The sequence below is a fragment of the Pilimelia columellifera subsp. columellifera genome (assembly GCF_039532605.1).
GTDB classification, from domain to species: Bacteria; Actinomycetota; Actinomycetes; order Mycobacteriales; family Micromonosporaceae; genus Pilimelia; species Pilimelia columellifera.
Genome location: NZ_BAAARY010000002.1, coordinates 206,968 through 233,118 on the forward strand (window position 1 = coordinate 206,968; position 26,151 = coordinate 233,118).

Consider the following 26,151-nt stretch of genomic DNA (forward strand, 5'->3'; position numbering starts at 1 on the left):
TACCAGCGGGCCCGTCCCGGCGGACGTGACGCCGCCTCAGCACACGCCCCGTGCCAGCGGCCCGACCTGAACCGGCGCCCGGCCGGTGGGGCGGAGCCGTCCGACCAGGACCGCCGCCAACGCGGCCATGGCCAACGGCGTGGACGAGTAGGTGGCCAGCAGCACCGGCGAACGGGCCGACGCCAGCACGTACGGGGTGTCCATGGCGACCGTGACGTGGGCGTCGCTTCGCAGGTCGGCGGCGGTGTCGCCGTAGCCGACGAGGTGGACGACGATGCCACCGGAGTCGGTGACGGTGGCGCCGGTGGCGCGTAGCTCGGTGATGAGGCGGTCCCGTGCGGCCTCCCGGCCTTTGGCGGCGGTGACCGTGACCGGCCCGCGGATCGGCGACCCGCAGGGGCCGCGCAGGGCGGTGACGGCCGCCCGGTCCAGCGCGGCCACGGCCCGCTGGTGGGCGACGGCGCCGAGCACGTCCATCCCTGGTTGGGGCCGTCCGGTCAGTCGTCGCTTCAGCTCAAGGATCCGGCCGACGGCCTGGACGAGCCGAGGTCGGGGCAACCGCCCGTCACCCAACGCGGCGAGCAGGGCGGCGTGGACGGCGGGCAGTTGGTCGGGCATGAGCAGCAGGTCGTTGCCGGCCAGCAGGGCGCGCAGCGCGGCCTCCGGGGCGGGCCACCGCTGGGCGGGGGCCATGTTGAGGGCGTCGGTGACGACGACGCCGGTGAAGCCGAGCTGCTCGCGCAGCAGGCCGTTGAGGACCTTCGACGAGAACGAGGCCGGAACGCCCGGATCGACGGCCCGGACGTCGAGGTGGCCGGACATGACCGCCCACGCCTGTGCCCGGAGCCCGGCGACGAACGGGGGGAGGTCGTCGCGGGCCAGTTCGGCCCGGGTCTGCGCCAGCCGGGGCAGCCGGTGGTGACTGTCGGCGACGGTGTGCCCGTGCCCGGGAAAGTGTTTGACGACGGCGGCCACCCCCGCGGCCTGAAGCCCCTGCACGGCGGCCCCGACCTGTTGGGCGACCGCAGCGGGCTCAGCGCCGTAGGAACGGGACCCGATCGCCCCGCCGGGCCCGTCGCCGAGCACGTCGGCGACGGGCGCGAAGTCCATGTTGACGCCCAACGCCGACAGTTCGACGCCCGCGGCCCGCCAGGCGTCGCGGGTCAGCGCCGGGTTGGCGGCAGCGCCGAACGCCATCGCCGACGGCAGCGCGGTCACCTTGTCCTCGATCCGCCGGACCACGCCGTACTCCTGGTCCACGCCGACCAGCAGCGGCGCCCGGGCGGGCAGTTGGCCGGCGGCTGCCTGGAGGCCCCGGGTCAGCTCGCGTACCTGCGGGGCACTGTCGACGTTGCTGGTGGGTTGGCTGGCGGCGGTGGGGTCGTCGGCGGAGAATCCGACCAGGATGAGACCACCGAGCCGGTACCTGGCGATCATTTGCGCGGGCGTGTCCACGCCCGCGAGCCGCTGGTTGCCGGCGACCGAGCCGGCGCTCACCGCGGTGGCGGACGAGCCGTAGGCGTAGGGCATGAGCACTTGGCCGACGAGGTCGGCGTCGCTGAACCGGTCCAGACCCGGCAGACTCACCGACGGCGCCGGTGGCGGCGCCGAGGGGGCGGCGCCTTGGGGGTCCGCCAGCCGGGACTCGGCGACGGAGCAGCTGGCCAGAGCAGCGACGAGAGCCAGCGCGGTCAGCGGTCGCAGGCGCCGGAGCCGGCCGCCGATGTCCATCATGGCGCCGACGGTACCGGAGCGTCGGCCCGGCGCCTGGTCGACAGATCGTCGACGATGGGGCACTCAGCCGACCTGGGTGAGCAGGGTCACCGGGGCGCCGTCGCCGGCCAGCCGGTAGGGCTCCAGCTCGGCGTCCCAGGCCACCCCGAGCGCCCGTTCCAGGGCGTGGGCGAGCCCCTCGGGACCCCGGACGCCGGCCATCAATGCGTGGATGCGGTGCTCGCTGAGCTGGATGTCTCCGGCCGCGCCGGTGACGCCGTGGAACAGGCCGCGGCCCGGCACGTGCATGAAGCGCTCGCCGTCGCAGCCGGGGCTGGGCTCCTCGACGACCTCGAAACGGATCATGGGCCACTGCCGGAGGGCAGCGGCCAACGCCGCGCCGGTGCCCGGGCGGCCGGTCCAGTCGCACTCGGCCCGCCTGGCCGACGGGTCGGCCGGCTGGGCGGACCAGCGCAGGTTCACCGGGGTGTCGAGGACACGCCCGATGGCCCACTCGACGTGCGGACCGACGGCGAGCGGGCTGGAGTGCACGTAGACAACGCCACGCGTGGACACCGGTGACCTCCTGGAGACGAGGTGCGTCTTCCCCAACGACCTCGGCGCCCGGCGTGTCGACAGCTGGCGAAAGTCCCTTGACGGCCGCTGCCGGCGTCCCATGGAGCGTTACCATGATGACGCCTGAGGCCGTTGGGGCGCCAGGGAACTGCGAAATCCGACTCCTCCGACCGCGCTGTCGGAGGCAGGCGACGCGGTCGTGTAAGGTTCGGCGTCAAGCTTCGTACGTTCCCAAGGAGTGCCTCCCGTGGCGAGCAACACCTCGAAGACCGCCCGCGCATCCGTCCGCGCCGGCCAGGCCGGCCAGGGTGGCGCACTGAGCGTGCTTGGTGAGTTCAAGTACGTCATTCCGCTCAATGGCGGCAAGCACGCATACGTGCGTAACCTCACCAACGGCAAGACGACCCATCTGTCGACCAGCTCGGACGCCTTCGTCGAGGAGATCCGGGTTCTGGCCGTCGCTGGGCACGGGCCGAAGATCCGGGTCGAGCTGGCGTCGCTGGCCGAGACCCACCCGAACGACGCCTGGGACGCCACCGAGGCCCGACTTGTCGAGGCCGGTGTCTTCGAGAGCTGATCCACCCGCTGTCACGCATGGGCCGCCACCCGGTTGGGTGCGGCCCATGCGTCGTCTGGCATCTCCGACCACGCCGCGACGGCGTTAGCCGTCGGGTCAGCTTCACGGACCGAATGGCCCACCGGTACGGCAGTTGCCTTGACAACTAGTCGACGATCACCGTTACTCACGAGTACACCTTGAGGTAGCGCTTCCCGCTGGAGGTGACCGATGAACCGCCCGCCAACCCCGGACGAGCAGATCACGGTGCGCCTGCGCGACGGCGTCCGGCTTCATCTGGAAGCCCACGGCCCCACCGACGCCGCGGCCACCGCGGTGCTGCTGCACGGCTGGACGCTCGACCGACGGATCTGGCACCGTCAGGTAACCGCCCTGACCGCGAACGCGGCGGCGCCGCTGCGCGTGGTCGCCTACGACGCCCGGGGCCACGGCCGCTCCTCGCCGACGAACCGGCGCGCCGCGACGCTGGAGCAACTCGGCGACGACCTGGCCGAGGTCATCCAGACGGTGGCGGGCGAAGGCCCGATGGTGCTCGTCGGCCACTCGCTCGGCGGGATGACGATCATGGAGTATGCGGCGGCTCACCGGGCGGCCTTCGACGCCACCGTCGGCGGCGTGGTCATGGTGTCCACCACGGCTGAGGGTCACACGCACACCGAGTACGGGCTGCCGCATCCGCTGTCGCGGATCGTCCGGGCGATCGAGCTGTCCAGCACGTACGTCATGGCCCGGTGCGGGGATGTGCGCCCGCACCGCCCCCTCATGCAGGCGCTGCGCCCCGGTATCCGGTGGCTGATGTTCGGCGACCGGTATGACCCCGACGACCTGCACCTGGCCTGCGCTGCGGTGGCCGGGTCGTCGCTGCGCTCGATCGGGGGGTTCCGCGCCTCGCTGGGCACCCAGCACCGCCTGGACACCCTGCGCGGCCTGCCCGGCCTGCCAGCGGCGGTGCTCGTCGGGGACCAGGACCGGATCACCCCGCCCACCTGCGCCCAGGGCATCGCGAACGCCCTGGCCGGGACCCGGCTGGTGACCTGCCCCGGGGCCGGCCACATGCTCATGTTGGAGCGCCCGGACGCGGTCAGCGACGTCATCATGGACGTCGCGCTCGCCGCCCTCGCGACCGGCGCCGGCGGCGCGAGCCAGGCGCCGTTCGCGGCGTGAGCCCGACGCCGACGGGCGCCTGGCGAACCGGATCAGCGCCGACCGATGAGGACCGGCAACGGTGGCGGCGTCGGGTAGGTTCGTGAGGCTCACCCGTCGTCGCCCCCGTTGAGGTCCCGCCGTGCCCGACGTCCAGTCCTGGCTCACCGCCCTGCCAATCCAGGGGCTCTACGCCCTCATCTTCCTGATCATCGGTCTGGAGAGCATGGGCATCCCGCTGCCCGGCGAGATCGCCCTGGTCAGCGCCTCGCTGCTGGCCGCCGCGGGCAAAGCGGACCCGTTCCTGGTGGCCTCGTTCGCCGCCGCCGGCGCCATCATCGGCGACTCGATCGGCTACGCCATCGGCCGGCGCGGCGGCCGACCGTTGCTCGAACGTCTCGGCCGTCGCTTTCCCAAGCACCTGGGGCCGCCGCAGTTGGCGCAGGCCGAACGTCTGTTCGGCCGCTGGGGCGTCTGGGCGGTGTTCTTCGGACGTTTCGTGGCGCTGCTGCGCATCCTGGCCGGGCCGCTGGCCGGGGCGATGCATGTGCCGTACCGCAAGTTTTTGCTCGCCAACGCCGGCGGGGGCCTGGTCTGGGCGTTCGGCACGGTGTTCGCGCTGTACTACCTCGGCCAGGTCGCCCAGCAGTGGCTGAAAGGCTTCTCGTGGGTGGGCCTGGTCGCCGCGGTCGTGGTCGGGCTCGGGACGACGTGGTGGCTCAAGCGGCGCGCCCACCGCGCCGTCGCCGACGCGGACCAGACGCCCGCCGGGGACGGGTCCGCCGTCGACGCGACCCGTCAGTAGCGTCCGGCGCTCACCCGCCCCGGAACGGATGAGTAGAGTCGCCAGACACGCCCTGCCCGCTCACGCCCCAGGAGATCAATGACCGACGAGCCGGTCGACGTGGACCACCGCGCCGACGCCGACTCCAGCGCCGACGGTGTCCTCGCCCGCGAGATGGCAGTCGAGCAGCGCCATCTCGACCGGGTGTACGCGCGGCTGGCCACGCTACGCATCGAGGCGGCCGCGGCCGAACGTGCCGGTTACGGGATCGCCCGGGTCGGCAACTTCGGCGCCCTGGTCGAGCGGGACGCGATGGTCTTCCACGCCGCCCAGCGCCGGCACACGTTGGACGCCGAACACGAGGGGCTGGTCTTCGGCCGGCTCGACCGGCTCGACAAGCAGGTCCACTACGTGGGCCGGCTGGGGGTCCGCAGCGAGACGTCCGAGCTGTTGGTGATCGACTGGCGGGCGCCGGCGGCGGCGGCTTTCTACCAGGCGACGCCGGCGGACCCGCAGGGCGTCGTCCGGCGCCGGATGATCCAGTCGAGCGGAGAGACCGTCACCGGCATCGCCGACGACCTGCTCGACGCGACCAACGCCCCCGACGGCATGGACCTGGTCGGGGACGGGGCGCTGCTGGCGTCGCTGTCACGGACCACCACCCGCGGGATGCGCGACATCGTCGCCACGATCCAACGCGAGCAGGACGAGGCGATCCGCTCCCCCGCGTCCGGGGTGACGATCGTGGCCGGCGGCCCCGGCACGGGCAAGACGGCCGTGGCGCTGCACCGCGCCGCGTACCTGCTGTACTCGGACCGGAACCGGTTCGCCGGCAGCGGCGTGCTCGTGGTGGGCCCGTCGCCGGTGTTCGTGGAGTACATCAGCGCCGTCCTGCCCTCGCTCGGCGAGGACGCGGCGACGCTGCGTTCCCTGGGCGGGCTCATGGCGAGCGTCCGGCCGACCCGTCGGGTGGACCCGGTCGCGCTGTCGTCGGTGAAGGGCTCGCTACGGATGCGGACGGTCCTGGATCGCGCGGCCCGTGGATCGGTGCCGGGGGCGCCACGTGAGTTGCGCCTGCTGTACCGGGGCGGGCTGCTCCGCCTGGACCACGACGAGCTGGAGAAGGCCAGGCGCGCCGCCCTACCCAAGGGCGCCCGCCGCAACGAGGTCCGCAGGGTCGGCTTCGACAACATCTTCGCCGCGCTCTGGCGCCAGGCGCCGGCGGCTCTGGGCGGCCGGCTGCCCAAACGGGCGGTCTTCGAGGAGGAGCTGTCCGAGCACGCCACGTTCCGGGACTTCCTACGCGCCTGGTGGCCGCGGTTGACGCCGCTGCGGGTGCTGAGTTGGCTCTCCGACGTTGAGCGGGTCCGCCGGTGCGGGCGGGGCGTCCTCAGCGACGCCGAGACAAAGGCGCTCGCCGGCTCGTTCGCCGAATTGCTGGAAGTCGGCCCGACGGTGGCCGACGTGGCGCTGTTGGACGAGCTGGACGCCATGCTGGGCCAGCCCCGCCGGCCCAGGAAGGTCAAGCGGGACGCGTTCCAGATCGCTCCGGGCGTGAGCGAGGTCTCGACGTTCGCGGACCGTCAGCGAGCGGCCCGGGAGGCCTCCCGGCAGCGGCCGGACGACTACCGCGACTACGCGCACATCGTGGTGGACGAGGCGCAGGACGTCAGTCCGATGCAGTGGCGGATGCTGGGGCGGCGCGGCAAACACGCTTCGTGGACGATCGTCGGTGACCCGGCGCAGAGCGCCTGGACCGGCGACCAGGCCGAGGTCGACCAGGCCCGGGAGGCCGCGCTGGGCGCCAAGCGCCGCAACGCGTACACGTTGTCGACGAACTACCGGAACTCGGCGGAGATCTTCGCGGTGGCCGCCGGGGTGATCCGGCGGGTGGCCCCGGAGCTGCCGCTGCCGGTGGCGGTGCGCTCGACCGGCGTGGCGCCGCGTCACGTCGTGGTCGCGGCCGGGGAGTTGGCGGCGGTCGTCGCGGCCGAGGCAAGGGCGTTGCTCGGCGAGGTGGACGGCACGGTCGGGGTGATCACGGCGGTGGAGCGTCGGGACGAGGTCGCCGGGTGGGTGGCCGGGTTGTCCGCCGAGCGGTTGCAGACGGTGACCAGCCTTGAAGCCAAGGGCATGGAGTACGACGCGACTCTGTTGGTGGAGCCGGCGCAGATTCTCGGCGAGGCGTCGTCGGGGGCTCGCACCCTGTACGTGGCGCTGTCCCGGGCCACCCAACGGTTGACGACGGTGAGCGTGGACGCCTCGTGGCTGCCAGAGGATCAGGTCAGCTTGCAACACATGCGCAATTCACTATAGATTACATCGGCGACGGCCGGTGGAGGGCAAATGGGAGCAGGTCACGACCACGGCGCGGACATCCTCCGCGCCGGCAGGAAGCATATCGGCCGGCTGACCGCGGCGGTCATCATCATGGCGACGCTCACCATCGCCGAGGCGGTGATCGGCTACCAGACCGGGTCCATCGCGCTGCTGTCCGAAGCCGGCCACATGCTCACCGACGTGCTCGGCATGTGTATGGCCCTGGCGGCGCTCATGGCCGTCCACAGCTCTCGGCCCACTCGTCCCGACCCCCAGCGCACCTTCGGCCTGTACCGGCTGGAGGTCCTCGCTGCCCTGGCCAACGCGGTCCTGTTGTCCGGGGTGGCGGTCTGGGTTCTCTACACGGCGATCGGGCGGCTGTTCGACCCGCCGGAGATCGAGGCGGGGCCGGTCATCGCGGTCGCAGCGGCCGCGGTGGTGGCGAACATCGTGGCGTTCCTGCTGCTGCGCTCTGGCGCCAAGGAGAACCTCAACATGCGCGGCGCGTCGCTCGAGGTGCTCAGCGACCTGTTCGGCGCCGGCGGCGTGCTGCTGGCCGGCCTCATCATCCACTACACAGGATGGGCCTATGCCGACCCGCTGGCGGCGATCGCCGTCGGAGTGTTCATCCTGCCGCGCACCTACAAACTCGCCCGCGCCGCAGTGCGCATCCTCATCCAACACGCCCCGCACCACATCGACGTGGTGGATGTCGAGCGGGCGCTCGCGGAGGTCGCTGGCGTGGCGGACGTCCACGACCTGCACGTCTGGACCCTGGCCTCCGGGATGGAGGTGGCCTCAGCCCACCTCAAGCTCGACTGGCACGCCGACGTGGCCACCGTGCTGCACGACGCCAAGCGGACGTTGCACGAGAAGTTCCACGTCGAGCACGCGACGTTGCAGGTGGAGCCGCCACGGTCACACCCGATCTGCGAGCCGGTGAGCTGGTAGCGCTCCCGGTGGGCGCCGTCGCGGGCGGTCGCTCAGGCGAGCGCCGGGGCGGGGGCGCCGAAGAGGCCGTGTAGGCCGGTCACCCACAGCTGCCGGTGGACGACCGTCGACGGCTCGGTGACCTTCAGCTTCGCGCCGCCGATGCCGGCCGCCTGGAACCCGGCGACCAGGACGCTGATGCCGACCGAGTCGATGAACGACACCAGGCGCATGTTGAGCCGGATCTCCTGGGGGCGCTCGGCGACCAGGACCCGGTTGATGACGTCGCGGACATCTGGGGCTGTTTCCATGTCGATCTCCCCGACCGGCGCGATCTCGACGACGCCTTCGGTGGGGCGGTCTTCCCTGATGGTGAGGTTGGTCACGGGGTCCTCCTGTGCCGGGTCATGTCGGACTGGTCGGCGGCTCCGGCGAACGAGTCGCCGAAGCCGCCGTTTCCGGCCCCACCCTCCGGGGGGCAGCGATACCCGGCCCCGCATGCCGGCAAACCGCCCCTTGCTGTGCTGGCGATGTGACGGCGGTCTCAGCGGCGCGGTTCCCGGCGGCGGCGGATTTTCTTCAGCGGTTAGCGGTGGCGCGGGCTCTGATGGCGTCCCGGCGCTCGGTGAACCGGGTGGCGTGGCCGTCGAGCTGGTCGAGGAAGGCGCCCAGCTCGTCGCGGGCGACGGCGCCGTCGCCGGTGAGGCCGGCGGTCTCCAGGACCCGCAGCTTACGCAGGACCGGGGCGAGGACCTCGTCGTGGTGGATCCGCAGGTCGTAGATGCCGGCCATGGCGATCTGCACCGACTTGCGCTGGAAGTTCTCGATGCCGTGTCCGGGCATCTGGAAGTTGCTCACCACGTTGGTGATGGCCCGCATGGTCTGGTTGGGGGCAAGCGTCATGGCCGCCTCAAGCAGGTTGCGGTAGAAGACCATGTGCAGGTTCTCGTCCTGGGCGATCTTGGCCAGGAGCTGGTCGCAGATGGGATCGTCGCTGATCCGACCGGTGTTGCGGTGGGCGACCCGGGTGGCCAGCTCCTGGAACGACACGTACGCGATGGAGTCGAGCATCGACATCGTGTGGTCGCTGATGAAGCCCGACTCCATGTGCGTCATCCTGGCCCGCTCCAGCGCGATCGGGTCGACCGCCCGGGTGACCAGCAGGTAGTCCCGGATGGCCATGCCGTGGCGGCCCTCCTCCGCGGTCCACCGGTGCACCCACTCACCCCAGGCGCCGTCGCGACCGAAGATCGCGGCGATCTCGTGGTGGTAGCTGGGGAGGTTGTCCTCGGTGAGCAGATTGACGATGAGCGAGGTGCGCGCCACCTCGCTGAGCTTCGACTGGCCGGGCTCCCACGCCTGGCCGTCGAGCGGTCCGTCGAAGTCCGAGCCCTGGCTCCAGGGGACGAACTCGTGCGGGAACCACTCTTTCGCGATCGCCAGGTGCCGGTTGAGGTTCGTCTCGACGACGGACTCCAACTCGTGGAGCAGTGCGGTCGCAGTCGGTTCGTGAGAGGTCACGGTCCCTCCCGGGGCGCCGAGGTCCGTCCCCTCCACCGGGGCGCCGGACCGCGCCGGGCGAAGGTCGCCGGCACAGCCGATGAGCGCCGGCGGGGCCGGACAGAGAAACTTACGGTGTCGTAACCTACGATACCGTAGGTCCGCGTCCGCGCTTCCCTCTCCGGCAGGTCGTCCGTTCTGTACGATCAAGTCGCTTAGGTAACTCTCCCGGGTACCGAAGGCCAGTTGTACGGCGACGCGCCAGTACGCCGCTTTACGGCGACTGCGACGGCGAGGGGGGCCATGAATCCGACCTTCTACCCCCTGCTGGACGCGCTACGCCGGATGGGCGTGGACCCGGTCTCGATCGACCAGGCGGTCAAGGAGACCGAGCGTAGCGGCCGCACCATCCGTGACGTGCTCATCAACGACCACATCGTCACCGAGAGCGAGCTGACCAAGGCCGCCGCGGACGGCTTCGGTTACGCCCACGCCGACCTGGCCGACTACCCCCTCGACGACGAGGCGCTGGCGAAGGTACCGCTCTCGCTCATCCTCCGGCACCGGGTGGTCGGGCTGTCGATGACCGCCACCGAGCTGATCCTGGGCATCACCGACCCCGCCGACGTCATGGCGATCGACGATGTGCGCGCGGCCACCGGGATGGTCGTCCGGCCGGTCGTGGTGGCCCGCAGCGAGGTCCGCAAGATCATCGAGCGGTTACAGCGGGAGGGCTCTGACTTCGCCGAGTCCACCGCCGGGGAGATCGAGCGCTCGGTCGCCGAGGCCGAGGAGCTGGAACAGACCAGCGAGGACGCGCCGGTCGTCCGGTACGTCAGCTCGCTGATCGAACAGGCGATCCAGAACCGGGCCTCGGACCTGCACCTGGAGCCGACCGAGAACGAGATGCGGGTGCGGTACCGGATCGACGGGGTGCTCCACGAGCTGGACTCGGTGCCTCGGGGCGTACAGGCGTCGCTGCTGTCCCGAATCAAGATCATGTCGAACATCGACATCACTGAGCGGCGGATCCCGCAGAACGGTCGGGTCACCGTGCGGGTCGGCCGGCGCGCGGTCGACCTGCGGGTGGCGACCCTGCCCACGGTCTGGGGCGAGAAGATCGTCATGCGGGTGCTCGACACCGGCGGCGTCGAGCTGGACATCAACAAGCTCGGCTTCACCGAGCACAACTTCGACCTGTACGGCGGCGCGTTCTCCAAGCCGCACGGCATGGTGCTGGTCACCGGCCCGACCGGCTCCGGCAAGTCCACCACCCTGTACGCGACGCTCAGCGCGATCAGCGAGCCGACCATCAACATCATCACGGTGGAGGACCCGGTCGAGTACCGGCTGCCGGGCATCAACCAGGTCCAGGTCAACCAGAAGGCCGGGCTGACGTTCGCCGCGGTGCTGCCGGCGATCCTGCGCTCGGACCCCGACGTCGTGCTCATCGGCGAGATCCGGGACAAGGACACCGCGCAGATCGCCGTCGAGGCGGCGCTCACCGGCCACCTCGTTCTGTCGACCCTGCACACCAACGACGCCCCCGGCGCGATCACCCGGTTGACCGAGATGGGCATCGAGCCCTTCCTGGTCGGCTCGTCCATCGACTGCGTGCTCGCCCAGCGGCTGGCCCGCAAACTGTGCGACTGGTGCAAGGTCGAGTACGCGCCGACAGCCGAGGAGCTGGGCAACGTCAACTGGCCCGTGGAGCTGCTGGGGATGCCGGAGCGGCTGTGGCGCCCGGGCGGCTGCCGGTCCTGCTCGGCCACCGGGTACCGGGGACGGGCCGCGCTGCACGAGGTGATGCGGGTGAGTCAGGAGATCGAGGCGCTGGCCGTCGCCCGGGCCCCGTCCAGCGAGATCCAGAAGGTCGCCATCGGCCAGGGCCTGCGCACCCTCCGCGTGGACGGATACACCAAATGTCTGGATGGCAAGACCTCAATCCAGGAAGTCCTGCGGGTCTCTGTCTGAATGGCCGACCACCTGGCCCCGAAATCGGCCGAACCGGGCGGCTAAGGTCCCCGCCCGCGGCGCCGAAGCTTCAGTCGAGCTGACTGTGGCACGGGAGGGGATCGGGGCGGCATGGGCAATCACTTGGTGGGCTACGCCGCGCCGCCGGCCGCCGTCGCCGGCGACCGGGCATACCTCAACCGGATGCTCGGCGACATGGTCGCCGCCGGGGCCTCGGACCTGCACCTCACCGCGGCGGCCCCGCCGACCGTCCGGGTGCACGGCTCGCTCGGCAGGCTCGCCGGCTACGACCAGCTCAGCCCCGGCGACACCACCATGCTGGTGCGCGCCGCGTGCGACCCCGAACAGCTCGCTAAGTTCGAGCGTGATCACGAGCTGGACTTCGCCTACAGCGTCGAGGGCGTCTCCCGGTTCCGGGTCAACGCCTACGTGCAGCGCGGCTCCTACGGCGCCGTGTTCCGCGCCATCCCCGCCGAGATCCGTCCACTGGAGGACCTGGGCGTGCCGGCCGGGGTGGCGTCCTTCGCCCAGCTCCAGCGCGGGCTGGTGCTGGTCACCGGGGCCACCGGCTCCGGCAAGTCGACCACGCTGGCGTCGCTGCTGGACCTGGCCAACCGCAACCGGGCCGGGCACATCGTCACCATCGAGGACCCGATCGAGTTCCTGCACCCGCACAAGCGGTCCCTGGTCAACCAACGTGAGGTGGGCAGCGACACCGCCTCGTTCAGCGCGGCCCTGCGGCACGCGCTGCGCCAGGACCCCGACATCATCCTCGTCGGCGAGCTGCGCGACCCGGAGACCACCGCGACGGCGTTGACCGCCGCAGAGACCGGCCACCTCGTCATGGCGACGCTGCACACCCAGAGCGCCGTCCAGACCATCGACCGGATTCTTGACATGTACCCGCCGCACCAGCAGGGCCAGGTGCGCTCGCAGCTGTCGGCGACGTTGCAGGGCGTGGTCAGCCAGGCGCTGTGCAAGCGGGCCGACGGCAGGGGCCGGGTCCTCATCGCCGAGGTGATGACGGCGACGTCGGCGATCCGCAGCCTCATCCGCGAGGGCAAGACCATGCAGATCCCCACCTTCATGCAGGCCGGCACCGGCGACGGGATGGTCTCGTTCGACCAGAGCCTGGCAGAGCGGGTCGCCCACCAGGTCATCAACTACCAGGACGCCATCGCCCTGGCCCACTCCCCCGACGATTTCAAGCGACTCACTGGACGGGCGTGATCGTATGACGGCGACCAAGAGCAAGACGTACGAGTACCAGGCGGTCGACACCAAGGGGAACCGCGCCAAGGGCCGGGTGGAGGCCCTCAACCAGGCCGCTGCCGTGCAGATCCTGCGCCAGCGGGGCGACATGCCGCTGGTGGTCGAGGAGGCCGGCAAGGGCCTGCGCCGGGACATCACGGTTCCGGGCTTCGGCCCCAAAGTCACCCTCAAGGACCTGACGGTCCTGTCCCGACAGTTCGCCACCCTGGTGTCCTCGGGGATGTCGCTGCTGCGGGCGCTCGGGGTGCTCGCCGAACAGACCAGCAACGCGGTGCTCAAGGAGGCCGTGACCGAGGTCCGGTCCGACGTCGAGGCCGGTATCGGGCTGTCGGACGCGCTGGGCCGCCAGAGCGAGGTGTTCCCGATGCTGATGGTGGCGCTGGTGCGGGCCGGGGAGGCCGGCGGCTTCATCGACCAGGCTCTCGAACAGGTCGCGGTGACGTTCGAGAAGGACTCCGCGCTCCGCAGCAAGATCAAGAGCGCGTTGACCTACCCGGCCATCGTGATGGCCTTCAGCGTCATCCTCATCGCCGCCGTGCTGATCTTCATCGTTCCGATCTTCGAGGACATGTTCGCCCAGCTCGGCGGGGAGCTACCGCTGGTCACCCAGCTGATCGTCTCGGCCAGCCACGCGATCGCCTGGGTAGGGCCGGTGCTGCTGGCCCTCAGCGTCGGCGGCGTCCTGCTGTTCCAGCGGGAACTCAAACGCAACCCTGCCACCAGGTTGGCGTTCGACCGGTTCAAGCTGCGCCTGCCGGTGTTCGGTCCGCTGCTGCGCAAGCTGGCGATGAGCCGGTTCTCCCGCAACCTGGGCACGCTGCTCAACGTCGGCGTGCCGATGCTCAACGCCCTCAGCGTGGTCGGCGCGACCACCGGCAACGCCGTGGTCACCGAGGCCATGAAGGGCCTGCAGGACGCGGTCCGGGAGGGCCGTCCGATGTCGGCGCAGATGGCCGAGCAGGAGCTGTTCCCGGCCATGGTCACGCAGATGGTCGAGGTCGGCGAGGAGACCGGCGAAATCAGTCAGATGCTCGGGAAGATCGCCGACTTCTACGACCGGGAGGTCGACACGGCTACTGAGCAGCTGACGTCGTCCCTGGAGCCGATCATGGTCGTCGTGATGGGCGCCCTGGTCGGCGGAATGATCATCTGCCTCTACCTCCCGATGTTCACGATCTACGAGAACATCCAGTAAGACAAAAGGGACGCACCCCACCTAAGCCCCCCCGGACTCCGGGACGCACCACACCATCCACCGAGGAGGAACCACCATGCAGCACCTACTCCGAGACCTGCGCGCCCGGCGTGACGGCGGGGACAACGGCTTCACGCTCATCGAACTGCTCGTGGTCGTCGTGATCATCGGCGTTCTGGTGGCCATCGCCATCCCGACGTACAGCAACTACCGCAAGGGCGCGGCCGACAAGGCGGCCCAGTCCGACCTGCGGGCCGGCATCGCCGCGGTCGAGGCCGAGTACACCAAGAACCCGATCGCCGGCTACCCCGCCACCCAGGCGGCGTTCGACGCGGTCGCCAAGAAGTCCGACGGCACAACGCTCAAGTACGCCGGCGGCGGCGCCTCGTTCACGCTCTGCGCGGTGAACTCCGGCGGCGAGAACTACTTCACCTACGAGAGCGCCTCGGGCGGCTCGCCGGCCAAGGCCGCCGGCACCGCCTGCCCGTAACCACCTGACAGCGCGCCACCCGGAGAGGAGGTGACCACCATGACGGCGCTGTATCTGGCAACCGCGGTCCTCGGACTGCTCGTCGGATCGTTCCTCAACGTGGTCATCCACCGGGTGCCGCGCGGCGAATCGCTCGTGCGGCCCGGCTCCCGGTGCCCGCGCTGCGAGACGCCCATCGCCGCACGGCACAACGTGCCCGTGCTGGGCTGGCTGATGCTGCACGGCCGGTGCCACCACTGTCACGAGCCGATCAGCGTGCGATACCCGTTGGTCGAGGCTGTCACCGCGATGCTGTTCGTCGCGGTGACAGCCCGACTCGGACTCACCCCGGAACTGCCCGCGTACCTGTACCTCACGGCCGTCGCCGTCGCCCTGGCCGTCATCGACCTGGACGTCAAGCGACTGCCCAACACGATCGTCCTTCCCTCCTACGTGGTCGGCGCGGCGCTGCTGGCGCCCGCGGTGATCATCGACGGGGCCTGGGGAACGGCGGTGCGCGGCCTCCTCGCCATGACCGTCCTGTTCGGGATCTACTTCGCCCTCGCCCTGGTCTACCCCGGCGGAATGGGCTTCGGCGACGTCAAGCTCGCCGGCCTGCTCGGCCTGTACCTGGGCTGGATGAGCTGGGGAACGGTCTGGGTCGGCACCCTCGCCGGGTTCATCATCGGCAGCCTCGCCGGACTGACCCTCATGGCTGTCGGCCGGGCCGGACGCCGCACCGCCATCCCGTTCGGGCCGGCGATGCTCGCCGGCGCCTTCGTCGCGATCTTTCTCGGCGGACCGCTCGCCTCCTGGTACGTGGCGCTGCTCGCGCCGCCAGGCGCCTGACCCGCCCGCACTGCCCGCACCTCCACCGTCAGAAGGGAACCAACATGGCCGCCGAGACGCCCATCGGCCTGGACATCGGCGCGATGTCCATTCGCGCGGTGGAGACTGCCCGCGGCAAGGACGGCCTGGCCGTCAGCCACTTCGGCATCGCGCCCCTGCCGCCCGGCTCCATGCGCGCCGGCGTCGTCGTCGACCAACCGGTCGTCAGCGCCGCGCTACGCAAGCTCTGGTCGCAGACGAAGTTCCGCAGCCGCGACGTCGTGCTCGGGATCAGCAACCCGCAGATCGTCGTCCGCGAGATGGTCGTCACCAACCTGCCGCCGCGTGAGCTCAAGCAGTCCCTGCCGTTCCAGGTGCGCGACTCGCTGCCGCTGCCAGTCGAACGCTCCCTGCTCGACTTCTTCCCGCTGGAGGACGCCGGCGACCGCAAGACCGTGCGCGGGCTGCTCATCGCCGCGCCCAAGGACGCCGTCCTGTCGGAGGTCAAGGCCGCCGCGAAGGCCGGGCTGAAAGTGGTCCGCGTCGACCTGGCCTCGTTCGCCCTGCTGCGCTCGTCCTCACGCCTGGACCACCAGGTGGAGGCGCTGGTCGACATCGGCGCGCAGACCACCACGGTCGTCGTCCACCTCGACGGGGTGCCCCGCATCGTGCGCTCGGTGCCGCGCGGCGGCGCGGAGATCACCGAAGCGATCGTCGCCCGGTTCGGCGTCAGCGCCGAGGAGGCCGAGGCGCTCAAGTGCCGCGTCGGACTCCAGCTCCACGAGGGGCCGGAGGTCGCCGAGCTGATCCGGGAGAGCCTGCGCCCGCTGGTCAACGAGATCCGCAGCTCGTTCACCTACCTGACCGCCGGCGACCAGACCACCACCGTCCGCCGGATCTCGCTGACCGGAGGCGGGGCCCAGCTGGCCGGTCTGGTCGAAACCCTTCGCGTCCAGCTCGAGATGGACGTGATCCTCGCCGACCCGATCATGCGGCTGACCCGCCCCAGTCGGGGCAAGCACGACAGCCTCGACCGATCCCGTTCGTCCGCGGCCGTCTCCATCGGCCTGAGCCTGGGAGCAGCGGCCTGATGTCCACGAACCTTGTCAAGAACGCCCAGCACCTGCAGGACCCGCTGCGCATCCCCGCCATCTACGCCGACCTGCTCCCGTTGGAGATCAGCGACGCCCGCCAGCACAAGAGGTCCCGCCGCCAGGCCATCGCGCTCCTGGTCGCCGCCGGGGTGGTCGTCACCGCCGGGTTCGCCGGCACGTTCGCCTGGTCGACGGCGACCCAGGCGCAGCTGACCGACGCCCAGGACGCGGTCGCGTCGGCGCGTAAACAGCAGACCCAGTACGCCTCCGTCCTCGACGCCCAGACCCAGACCGCGACCGTTAACCGTCAGCTCGCCACACTGATGGCCAACGACCTGCGGTGGGCCGGGCTGGTCACGTCGCTACGTGCCACGGCGCCCAGCGGGCTGAGCTTCACCAGCATCAACGGGACCGTGGGCGCCGCCGCCGGGCCGGCCGGCGTCGGCGGCGCGCCGGCCGCCGGCGCCGCGCCCGGCGCCCGCCTGCCGGACGCCACCGGCGAGCGCCTCGTCGGCTCCATGACGATCAGCGGCAAGGCACGCGCCAAGACCGACGTCGCCACCTACCTCAACACGCTGCGCGCCACGCCGGGCGTGGGTAACCCGATGCTCGACGGGATCACCCAGCAACCCAAGAGCGGTGTCGAATTCACCCTGCACCTGGACATCACGGCCACCGCGCTCGGCGGCCGGCACTCGACCACCAACGGGGGACGATGATGAAGCGCAGCACCACAGACCGGGTCTGGCTGGCCGGCGGCGCGTTGGGCGCCGTCGCGCTGATCGCGCTCTCCTGGCTGCTGCTCATCGGCCCGGCCGTCACCGAGGTCAGTTCCCTGCGCGAGCAGGCTGAGCAGAGCGAGCTGGAGTTGGTGCGCCAACAGCGCCGGCTGATCGAGCTCAGGGCTGCCAGCGCCGACGCCGCCCGGTACCAGCAGGAGCTGGCCAGGGCCCGGTTGGCGCTGCCGACCGACGCCGGGATGCCGGACTTCATCACCGAGCTGCAACGGGCCGGCGCCGACACCCGGGTGTCGGTCACCAACGTCAGCGTCGCCGCGCCGATCCCGATGACCGGACAGAGCCCGGCGGTGTTCGCGCTGCCGGTCACCCTGACGGTCACCGGGCGTCAGCAGCAGACGGAGGCGTTCGTGGCCCGGGTCCAGGACACGATGGACCGTGCCGTCCTCATCGGCAACGTCTCGACCAGCACCGACGACAACAAGCTGGTCACCATGACGCTGACCATGCAGGCGTACGTGGGCGCGGCGCCCGCCGCCGCCAAGTAGTCACCGACCGCTGCTGATCAGTTGGGCGCGGCCGGCGTGAGCCGGCCGCGCCCGCTGTCGTCGTACCGACTGGCGTCCCGGCAACCCTGACCGGTCAACGGCCCGACCTTACGCAGGGCGGCCCGGGCTCGGGCCCGGCCCAGGTTCCACTCGTGCCAACGGTCCTCGCCACGAAGCTCCTCGCTGATCCAGGACAGCGCGCAGGCGCGCATCTCCGGCGGCAGCTTGGCCAGCGCCGGCGTCGCATCGGCCGACAATGCCCGCAGGTACCACAGGTCGATCTTCCCGGTGTCCTGGTAGCGGGCGACGTTCGCGCGCGCGGCGAAACCCTCCGGGTTGATCCACGCCAGGCCGAGCAGCATCGCCACCAGCAGTCCGACGACCGCTCGCGGAACCCAGGCCCCCCGCCAGGCGACGCCAGCGGCCAGGATCATGAGGAACACCAGGCCGAGCAGCAGCTCCACCGACATAACGAAGATCCGTTCCCCGGTGAAGCTGTACGCCCTCTGGTAGGTGTACATCCGGCTCAGCGCCGACAGGACGATCACGACCGACAGCACGCACAGCGGGCCCAGCAGGACGCGCAGCAGCCGCCGGTCCGGGCCCGGGGCCTGCTTGGCCCAGCGGGTGACGGCAAGCACCACCGCCAACGTCAGGATCGTGACGATCATCAGTTGCCAGAACCCGGAGCGGGCGTACTCGGCCGCGCTGAGCCCAGCGGTCCTCAGTAGGTGCTCCCGACCGCCGAACAGCGCTGTGAGCTGCACCGCGACGAACGCGCCGAACAGGACGACCAGCGTGCCGATCGGCAGGGCCCAGGTGGTTCGCCCAACCTGGTTGGTGGCCGAACCCTCCCACCCGCTCAGGTCCGGCGGCGACGCCAGCCCGAACATGATGCCTCCGGCCATGAACCCGCCCACCAGGAACAGGAAAACGCCAGAGACCACGGAGCCGAACCCGATCTCCGGGACGATCGCGAAGAGGACCTCGCCGAACGCGGCGTCCGCCGAAGCCAGCAGGCTGCCGAAGACCAGCAGCACCAGCATCGACAAGCCAACCGACAGCGTCAGCCGGCGGGCGGTCGCCACCTGGGCGCCCGACTCACGGGACACCCTGACCAGGGACCGCGCCACCCACGCCTGGCACCGGGCGGTCGCCACCGGCGCGCCGATCAGGCCGAACATGATCGCCCGGGCGGAACGACCGCCGACCGTAGCCATGATCGCGCAGCCGAGCGCGCCGAAGACGCAGAAGGTCACCAGCCACCAGGCGTTACGGAACGTCAGCACCGACAGCAGGGCCAGCGCGGCGGCCGCCCAGCCGGCGCGGATGAGGCGCTCGCGGGCGGGCAGGTCCGTGCCGATGCTCCTTGTCGCGACGGCGACGGCGCCGACGATGCCTGCGCCGCCCAACAACCAGCCGACACCGCTGGCGGTCAACGGGACGAAGAGGGCCGCCAGAACAGCCGAGACGCCGATCGCGGCCGGCAGCGCGAGAGAGCCGGAACGGGTAGGCGCGGGCCAGTGCCGGGCGACGAACCCCGGGCGAGGGGGCATCGGCCGCGGCGGCCGGCCCGGCGGCGCCGTCGGCGGCGTCTGGGGGGCGAAAGCAGGCGGAGCGTGGGGAGCCGGCGCCGGCTGTGCGTCGAGAGCCGGCGCCGGCCGGGCGTCGGGGATCGGATCCTCGTCCGGCTTCGCGGACGGTGTTGCGTCAGTCATTCGGAACTCCCGGGGTCGGCCGCGGGCGGCAGAGTCCCGGCGACGGCTGTGCAACGTACCGCCACCGCGCAACACCTCGAGCCGTTCCTGGACGCCGGACGTCAAAAGCGACCGCCGCGGACGCCCGAGGCTCGATGGGCGACCGGTCGCGAGCACGGGATCGATCAGGTGATCGCAGATCAGGACGATTCGGTCCGGGTCGTCAATACTTCGCGGTAGGTCTTCAACGACGAGGGATGATGGCGCGCAGCATGCGCACACCCTGATACCCCGACGGTCAGGGGACCCGCTCCCGCCAGCCTCGAGTCGGCGAACGCGCGGCTTCGGGGACATTCAGGCTTGCCAAAAAGAACATTCCTTTAAGCTTGCCTTTCACGGATAATTCGCCTTTATCGCCGGCATCTCGACTGCCCCGCAGCGCCGAATGGGGTGCGTATGGTCGCTGGACGGAACCTGAGCGCAGCAATCCGCCGGGCGCTCCGGTGACCGCCGAGGCCGCCCCGGGCGGTCGCCGACTGCTGCTGACGACAGCCACCGAAGACCAGGCGGTGGCCGACCAGCTCGCCGCCACGTTCGGCTACCAGCGCCTGCCGATCATCGATTTGAGCCGGACCCCCGAGCGGATCCGCGACGCGGTTCAGGCTTTCGCGCTCGCCGACGACCGGCGCCCGGACGACCGCGTGACGCTGTGTCTCCAGGGGCGTGGCGATCTCGCCGACGACGGCGAGCTGACGATCAAGGCCGTCGCCGAAGACGCCGAAGGCGCCGTCGTCAGGGCCAGGCAGTTGGTCGACTGGCTCACGGTCGACTCCCCACCGCGGTCGTCGCTGATCATCATGGACCTCGTCGTCGCGGGAGCGGAAGCCGCCGAGACGGCACACAACGCCGTCGCGGGCTGGAGCACCACCGGGACCGTCGTCGTGCTGGCCGTCCGGGAGGAAACCACCCCCGCCACCGCCTTCGCGGACGCGTTCGCCAGGGCCGTCGCGCACCCGGCCACTGGCGGGCGCGCCCAGCCGGAGCTCGACATCGCCGCTGTCGTCCGCGTCCTCGCCCTCGACCCGGCGTTGCCGGCCGCCCTGAGCGTCGGCGTCCACCAGCCCGGCGCGGGCAGGGCCACCGGGTTCCTGCCGAACCCGCGGCACGAGCCGCGGCCGGCCACCGCGCCCAGGTCGTTCACCGGGCGCCACCAGGCGCTCATCGAGATCGCCCGCTGGCTCACCAGCACCGCCGACGGGCGCCGCGCCGCCGTCGTCACCGGCCAGGCAGGCGCCGGCAAGAGCGCGACCCTGGGGATCGTCAGCGCCCTGGCGGACCCGGACCGGCAGCCGGAACTGCCCGCCGACGCCCGGCCCGACGCCGCGCTGGCGATCACCGGCCGCCTCGACGCCAGCCTCGACGCCAGCGGTTTGACCACCGGCGAGATCTTCACGCAGATCCGGGCCGCCACGCAGAGCGCGGCCGGAACCATCGAAGCGCTGCTCGAGCAGCTCCCGCCTCGTCCGGTGACGATCCTTCTCGACGGCGTCGACGAGGCCGCCGACCCCGCCGACCTGGCCCGCTCGTTGCTGCGCCCGATCATCGGGCACGAAGTCGAGCCAGGCGCCGGGGCCCTGAGGCTGCTCCTGGGCGCCGGTTCCGCCCTGCTGCCGGCGCTCGGCGGGGATCCGCTCCTGCTCGACCTGGACGCCGTCGGGTTCGCCGACTCGGACGCCCTGCGCGCCCACGTCACGGCCACCCTGACCGGCGCGCCCGCCAGCCCGTACCTGGGCGTACCCGCGGCAGTCCTCATCCAGACCGTCGACGCGATCGCCGTGGCCGCAAATGGCTCGTTCCTGGTGGCCGAGCTGGCAGCCCGGACCGCCGCGGCCGCCGCCGAGCCCGCCGACCCGGCCGACGGCAAGTGGCGCGCCGGACTGCCCACGACCATCGCCGAAGCCGTCCGCCAGGACCTCGAACTGCGACTCGGCGACGACGCGCAGCGGGCCCGGGAGCTGCTGCTGCCCCTGGCCTACGCCGAGAGCGCGGGCCTGCCCTGGGAGGACGTCTGGGCCCGGCTGGCCAACGCGCTGACGCCGGAGAGCCGCCACACCAACGACGACCTGTCCTGGCTCGGCGACGCCTGCGGCGCGTACCTGGTCGAAACGCTCTGGCAGGGCCGGTCCGTGCGCCGGCTCCCCCACCCTGCGGTGGCCGAGTGCCTGCGCGAGGACCGCGACGCCGGACAGGACCAGCGGGCGATCGTCCGGGCGCTGACCGAGGCGGCGCCCACCCGCGCCGACGGCGGTCGGGACTGGCCGCACGCCCACCCCTACACCCGCGCGCATCTGGCCACCCACGCCGCCCACGCCGGCGAGGTCGACGAGCTGCTCACCGACGCGCTGTTCCTGGTGTCGGCGGCCCCGCCGCCGGTGCTGGCGGCGCTCGCGACGGCCACGTCCGACGAGGCGCTGGCCGCCGCGGACGCCTACCGCCGGGCGGACGAGCTGCTCGACGCTGCCGGCGGAGCGCCGGCGGAGCGCGCCGCCTACCTGGAGCTGGCCGCCCGGTGCGGCGAGGTGACCGGGCTGGCCGGGGCCATCGCGGCCAGCGGCGTCGACCGGCCGTGGTCGACCCGGTGGGCCGCGTGGGCGCCCGGCGCCCGGCGGCGGGCGTTCACCGGCCACGCCAGCGGCGTGCTGTCGGTGGCGTTCGGGCAGCTAGGCGGCGAGCCCGTCGCGATCTCCGGAAGCGACGACCGCACCGCCCGGGTGTGGAACCTGGGCACCGGCGAGCAGATCGGCGAGCCGCTCACCGGGCACGACGGCGCCGTCACCGCGGTGGCCTTCGCCGAGCTGGACGGCCAGCCCGTCGCCGTCACCGGCAGCGACGACCGCGCCGTCCGCGTGTGGAACCTCGCCACCGGCGCCGCCCACCGCGCCCCACTCACCGGCCACACCGGCGCCATCACCTCCGTCGCGATCGGACAGCTCGACGGCCGCGTGGTCGCCGTCACCGGCAGCGACGACCGCGCCGTCCGGGTGTGGAACCTCGCGACCGGCGCCGCCCACGGCGCCCCGCTCACCGGCCACACCGGCGCCGTCACCTCCGTGGCGATCGGACAGCTCGACGGCCAGCCCGTAGCCATCTCCGGCAGCGACGACCACAGCATCGGCGTATGGGACCTGGTCGGGCACAAGGCCATCGGCACCCCGATCACCGGCCACACCGCCGGCGTCACCGCGGTGGCCTTCGCGCACCTCGACGGCCATCCCCTCGCGCTGTCCGGCAGCCACGACCACACCATCCGGACCTGGAACCTGGCGACCCGCGGCCCCATCGGCAAGCCGCTGACCGGGCACACCGGCGCGGTGCTGGCCGTGGCGACCGGCGAGCTGGACGGCTACCCGATCGTCGTCTCCGGCAGCGCCGACCACACCGTCGGGATCTGGGACGTCACCAGCGGCGCCGCGCTCGGCAAGGCCCTCGCCGGCCACACCGGCAGCGTCACGACGATGGCGTTCGGGCACCGCGACGGGCACCCCGTCGTCCTGTCCGGCAGCCGCGACCACACCCTGGGCCTGTGGGACTTCGCCGACGTGGACCGGCGGGTCGGCGAGCCGTTCGCCGGGCACGGCGACTCGGTGATGTCGATCGTCGCCGGTGAGCTGGGCGGAGTCCCGGTGGCGGTCTCCGGCAGCGCCGACCACACCCTGCGGGTCTGGGACCTCACCTCCGGCCACCCCATCGGCAAGCCGTTCCTCGGGCACACCGGCGGCATCTGGTCCATCGCGCTCGGCGTCATGGACGGCCGCCCCATCGCCGTCTCCGCCAGCGCCGACCAGCGGATCCGGGTCTGGGACCTCACCACCCACCAGCCGATCGGCGAGCCCCTCATCGGGCACACCGGCTGGGTGTGGGGGGTCGGCGTCGGCGAACGCGACGGCCACCCCGCGGCGGTCTCCGGCAGCGACGACCAGACCGTCCGGATCTGGGACCTGGCCACCGGCAAGGCCGTCGGGTCGCCGCTGGGCGGTCACAGCAGCGGCGTCACGTCGGTGGCGGTCGGCGAGCTGGACGGCCGTCCGGTCGCCGTCTCCGGCAGCCACGACCACACGCTGCGGCTGTGGAACCTCGCGACCGGCAGACCGATCGGCGATCGCCTCGCCGGCCACACCAGCGGCATCTGGACGGTGGCCCTGGGCGTGGTCAACGACCAGCCGGTCGCGGTCTCCGGCAGCGCCGACCGCACCGTCCGGGTCTGGGACCTCACCAGCGGGGAGGCGTTGGGCGGCCCGCTGACCGGCCACTCCGAGGCGGTCGTGTCGGTGGCCGTGGGCGAGCTGGACGGCCGTCCGATCGCGGTGACCGGCAGCGACGACAACACCGCCCGGGTCTGGGACCTGGAGTCCCGCCGGCCCATCGGCAAGCCGCTGACCGGCCACGACAGCGGGGTGCGGGCGGTTGCCCTGGCCAAGCTGGGCGAACGCCCCATCATCATCTCCGGCAGCCACGACAACAGCATCCGGATCTGGGACCTGGCCACCGGCGCCCCGATCGACCACACCGCCGCCGGCCACGCCCACGACGTGCGGGCGGTGGCGCTCGGCGAGGTCAACGGCACGCCCGTGGCCGTCTCCGGCAGCCACGACCACACGCTGCGGATCTGGGACCTGGTCACCGGCGCTCCGATCCGCGAGCCGCTCACCGGGCACACCAGCGGCGTCACGGCGGTGGCGGTCGGGAGCCTGGAGCGGCGGGCGCTGGCGATCTCCGGCAGCGACGACGGCGCGGTCCGGGTCTGGGACCTGGCGGCCGGCAAGCCGTTCGGCGAGCCGCTACACGGGCACGCCAGCGGGGTCAGCGCGGTGGCGTTCGGCAAGCTCAACGACCAGACCGTCGCTATCTCCGGCGGCTACGACGACACCATGCGGATGTGGAATCTGGTGGGCGGCGCCCCCATCGGCGACCCGCTCACCGGTCACGCCCGCGGCGTCATGGCGGTGGCCAGCGGGGAGGTCGACGGACACCCGGTCGCGGTCTGCGGCAGCGGCGACGGCACGGTCCGGGTCTGGGACCTGACCACCGGTCGGCCGATGGGCGACCCGTTCACCGGCCACAGCGGAAGCGTCACGGCCGTGGTCACCGCCACCCTGGACGGCCATCCCGTGGCCATCTCCGGCAGCCGGGACCGCACGGTACGGATCTGGGACCTGGACGCCGGACGCAAGCGGCGCTGGCGCCTACGCCGCGAGCCGGCAGCGCTGACCATGCCTGAGCTGCGGTTCGCTGAGCCGGTCAGCGCGCTGGCCTACGCGCCGTCGACCGGTCGGGTGATCGTGGCGGTCGGCGCGGCGGTGGAGTCACGGACCCTCAAGGGCGAGGGGGCGCGCCGCATCGAGCTGGGCAGCGAGGCGGTCGCGGTCTCAGTCGCCAACGGCGTCATCGGGGTGGGGACCGAGAGCGGCCTCGTCGTCGTCGACTGGATGTCAGAGGCGGATGCGACCCTGCGGTCATGAGCGCCCAACTACACACACTTGTCATCGACGCGGCTGACCTCGCCGCGACGGCGCGGTTCTACCAGGAGCTGGCCGGCTTCAAGGAAACCGCCGACACCGACGCCGACTGGATCACCATGGATGCCGCGGTCGGTGTCCGGGTCGCAATCCAACGGGCCCCTGACCACGTCCCGCCCCGCTGGCCGGACCAGCAGGAGGCGCCCCAGCAGTTCCACCTCGACCTCCAGGTCCCGGACCTGGCGACGGCGACGGAGCGGGCGGTGGCGCTCGGCGCCGTCCGGCTCGACGGCGGCAGCGACCGCCATGTCGTTGTCGCCGACCCGGCCGGGCACCCGCTGTGCCTGTGCGCCAGCGACGGCGCCACCGGCGTCGCCCTGGCCGACGTGGCCATCGACGTGCCCGACGGGCGGGCGGCAGCCCGCTTCTACGCCGCCGTCCTCGGTCAGGAGATCACCTACGAGGGCGACGAAGGGGCCATGATCAGCGCGTCCAACGGTCTGCCGGTGATGTTCCAGAACGTCGCCGGCTACCAGGCCCCGCGCTGGCCGGACCGGGCATACCCGCAGCAGATGCACCTGGACATCGAGGTCGACGACGTGGACGCCGAACAGGCTCGGGTCCTGGCCGCCGGCGCCACCACGCTCCCCGGCGGGCAGGACGGCGACGGCGGCGGGTTCCGCGTCTTCGCCGACCCGTTCGGGCACCCGTTCTGCCTCGTCTGGGGCCAGTCATGAACGACGAGACGCTGTCGCGGGAGCGGGCCGACCTGCTGGAGTCGCTCGCCACCCACCGGTTCTTCCTGCGTAACACCTGCCGTGACCTCGACGACGAACAGGCCGCCCGACGGACCACCGTCAGCGAGCTGTGCCTGGGCGGACTCGTCAAGCATGTGACGCTGATGGAGCGCAACTGGCGGGGCTTCATCGAACGCGGGGCCTCGGCGATGCCGGACTGGCAGGAGCCGTCGACCATGGAACAGTTCACCAACTCGTTCCGGATGCTCGACGGGGAGACCCTCACCGGGCTGCTGGCCGCCTACGACGCGGAGGCCAGCCGCACCGATGAGCTGATCCGGGCCCTGCCGGATCTCGACGCCGCGCACCTGCTGCCGGAGGCGCCGTGGTTCCCTCCCGGCGCCAGCTGGAGCGCCCGACGGGTGCTGCTGCACCTCATCGGCGAGACCACCCAGCACGCCGGGCACGCCGACATCATCCGGGAGGCGCTCGACGGCGCGAAGTCGATGGGCTGAGCCGTTGCCGGCCGACTCGTCAGCTAC

The 26,151-nt window shown here is 71.9% G+C and carries 21 protein-coding genes; 16 read left to right on the top strand and 5 right to left on the bottom strand.

Annotated elements, in window-relative coordinates:
• Window positions 1-36: 36 nt before the first annotated feature.
• Window positions 37-1,731 carry a glycoside hydrolase family 3 protein gene (locus ABD287_RS03940; RefSeq protein WP_425565497.1) on the bottom strand — a complete coding sequence of 565 codons (1,695 nt, stop codon included), beginning with the start codon at window positions 1,729-1,731 and terminating at the stop codon, window positions 37-39.
• Between the two features lie 66 nt (window positions 1,732-1,797).
• Window positions 1,798-2,289, bottom strand: a complete 492-nt coding sequence (locus ABD287_RS03945; protein WP_344168332.1) for a DUF3145 domain-containing protein — start codon at window positions 2,287-2,289, stop codon at window positions 1,798-1,800.
• A 247-nt stretch (window positions 2,290-2,536) separates the two neighbouring features.
• Between ABD287_RS03945 and ABD287_RS03950 the strand changes: the two genes are divergently transcribed.
• The 5 genes from ABD287_RS03950 to ABD287_RS03970 all read left to right on the top strand — a co-directional run bounded on the left by ABD287_RS03950 (window position 2,537) and on the right by ABD287_RS03970 (window position 8,063).
• Window positions 2,537-2,866, top strand: coding sequence for a hypothetical protein (locus ABD287_RS03950; protein WP_344168335.1), 330 nt, complete (start codon window positions 2,537-2,539; stop codon window positions 2,864-2,866).
• A 210-nt stretch (window positions 2,867-3,076) separates the two neighbouring features.
• Window positions 3,077-4,030, top strand: coding sequence for an alpha/beta fold hydrolase (locus ABD287_RS03955; RefSeq protein ID WP_344168338.1), 954 nt, complete (start codon window positions 3,077-3,079; stop codon window positions 4,028-4,030).
• 121 nt (window positions 4,031-4,151) lie between these two features.
• The gene (locus ABD287_RS03960) at window positions 4,152-4,814 is read left to right on the top strand and encodes a DedA family protein (protein ID WP_344168341.1); all 663 of its coding nucleotides are present in this window, start codon (window positions 4,152-4,154) and stop codon (window positions 4,812-4,814) included.
• 153 nt (window positions 4,815-4,967) lie between these two features.
• The gene (locus ABD287_RS03965; protein ID WP_344168588.1) at window positions 4,968-7,109 is read left to right on the top strand and encodes a HelD family protein; all 2,142 of its coding nucleotides are present in this window, start codon (window positions 4,968-4,970) and stop codon (window positions 7,107-7,109) included.
• A gap of 30 nt (window positions 7,110-7,139) precedes the next feature.
• Window positions 7,140-8,063 (top strand): cation diffusion facilitator family transporter, encoded by a 924-nt coding sequence (locus ABD287_RS03970; RefSeq protein WP_344168344.1) that lies wholly within the window; start codon window positions 7,140-7,142, stop codon window positions 8,061-8,063.
• 32 nt (window positions 8,064-8,095) lie between these two features.
• Here the strand turns inward: ABD287_RS03970 and ABD287_RS03975 are convergent, their stop codons facing one another.
• The gene (locus ABD287_RS03975; RefSeq protein ID WP_344168347.1) at window positions 8,096-8,428 is read right to left on the bottom strand and encodes an STAS domain-containing protein; all 333 of its coding nucleotides are present in this window, start codon (window positions 8,426-8,428) and stop codon (window positions 8,096-8,098) included.
• A gap of 193 nt (window positions 8,429-8,621) precedes the next feature.
• Window positions 8,622-9,563, bottom strand: coding sequence for an acyl-ACP desaturase (locus ABD287_RS03980; RefSeq protein ID WP_344168350.1), 942 nt, complete (start codon window positions 9,561-9,563; stop codon window positions 8,622-8,624).
• 282 nt (window positions 9,564-9,845) lie between these two features.
• Here ABD287_RS03980 and ABD287_RS03985 point away from each other — a divergent pair, with 282 nt between their 5' ends.
• The 8 genes from ABD287_RS03985 (at window position 9,846) to ABD287_RS04020 (ending at window position 17,659) form a co-directional block, all read left to right on the top strand.
• Window positions 9,846-11,516 (top strand): GspE/PulE family protein, encoded by a 1,671-nt coding sequence (locus tag ABD287_RS03985; protein ID WP_344168353.1) that lies wholly within the window; start codon window positions 9,846-9,848, stop codon window positions 11,514-11,516.
• Window positions 11,517-11,627: 111 nt separating this feature from the next.
• Entirely contained in the window at window positions 11,628-12,746 is a 1,119-nt protein-coding gene (locus ABD287_RS03990; protein WP_344168356.1) for a type IV pilus twitching motility protein PilT, read from the top strand.
• Between the two features lie 4 nt (window positions 12,747-12,750).
• A complete protein-coding gene (locus tag ABD287_RS03995) occupies window positions 12,751-13,983 on the top strand; it encodes a type II secretion system F family protein (RefSeq protein ID WP_344168359.1) in 1,233 nt (410 codons plus the stop codon).
• A 76-nt stretch (window positions 13,984-14,059) separates the two neighbouring features.
• Window positions 14,060-14,473, top strand: coding sequence for a prepilin-type N-terminal cleavage/methylation domain-containing protein (locus tag ABD287_RS04000; protein ID WP_344168362.1), 414 nt, complete (start codon window positions 14,060-14,062; stop codon window positions 14,471-14,473).
• Window positions 14,474-14,512: 39 nt separating this feature from the next.
• Entirely contained in the window at window positions 14,513-15,301 is a 789-nt protein-coding gene (locus ABD287_RS04005; RefSeq protein WP_344168590.1) for a prepilin peptidase, read from the top strand.
• Between the two features lie 44 nt (window positions 15,302-15,345).
• A complete protein-coding gene (gene pilM, locus ABD287_RS04010; protein WP_344168366.1) occupies window positions 15,346-16,371 on the top strand; it encodes a type IV pilus assembly protein PilM in 1,026 nt (341 codons plus the stop codon).
• Window positions 16,371-17,093, top strand: a complete 723-nt coding sequence (locus ABD287_RS04015) for a PilN domain-containing protein (protein WP_344168369.1) — start codon at window positions 16,371-16,373, stop codon at window positions 17,091-17,093. The genes pilM and ABD287_RS04015 overlap by 1 nt, the downstream gene beginning before the upstream one ends.
• A complete protein-coding gene (locus tag ABD287_RS04020; protein ID WP_344168372.1) occupies window positions 17,093-17,659 on the top strand; it encodes a type IV pilus inner membrane component PilO in 567 nt (188 codons plus the stop codon). The genes ABD287_RS04015 and ABD287_RS04020 overlap by 1 nt, the downstream gene beginning before the upstream one ends.
• A 17-nt stretch (window positions 17,660-17,676) precedes the next feature.
• Here the strand turns inward: ABD287_RS04020 and ABD287_RS04025 are convergent, their stop codons facing one another.
• Window positions 17,677-19,377, bottom strand: coding sequence for a DUF4153 domain-containing protein (locus ABD287_RS04025; protein ID WP_344168375.1), 1,701 nt, complete (start codon window positions 19,375-19,377; stop codon window positions 17,677-17,679).
• 482 nt (window positions 19,378-19,859) lie between these two features.
• Between ABD287_RS04025 and ABD287_RS04030 the strand changes: the two genes are divergently transcribed.
• The 3 genes from ABD287_RS04030 to ABD287_RS04040 are packed head-to-tail and all read left to right on the top strand — an operon-like array spanning window position 19,860 to window position 26,124.
• Window positions 19,860-24,875, top strand: coding sequence for a WD40 repeat domain-containing protein (locus ABD287_RS04030; protein WP_344168378.1), 5,016 nt, complete (start codon window positions 19,860-19,862; stop codon window positions 24,873-24,875).
• Window positions 24,872-25,609 carry a VOC family protein gene (locus ABD287_RS04035; RefSeq protein WP_344168381.1) on the top strand — a complete coding sequence of 246 codons (738 nt, stop codon included), beginning with the start codon at window positions 24,872-24,874 and terminating at the stop codon, window positions 25,607-25,609. The genes ABD287_RS04030 and ABD287_RS04035 overlap by 4 nt, the downstream gene beginning before the upstream one ends.
• Window positions 25,606-26,124, top strand: a complete 519-nt coding sequence (locus ABD287_RS04040; protein WP_344168384.1) for a DinB family protein — start codon at window positions 25,606-25,608, stop codon at window positions 26,122-26,124. Before ABD287_RS04035 ends, ABD287_RS04040 begins: the two co-directional genes overlap by 4 nt.
• Window positions 26,125-26,151: the final 27 nt, after the last annotated feature.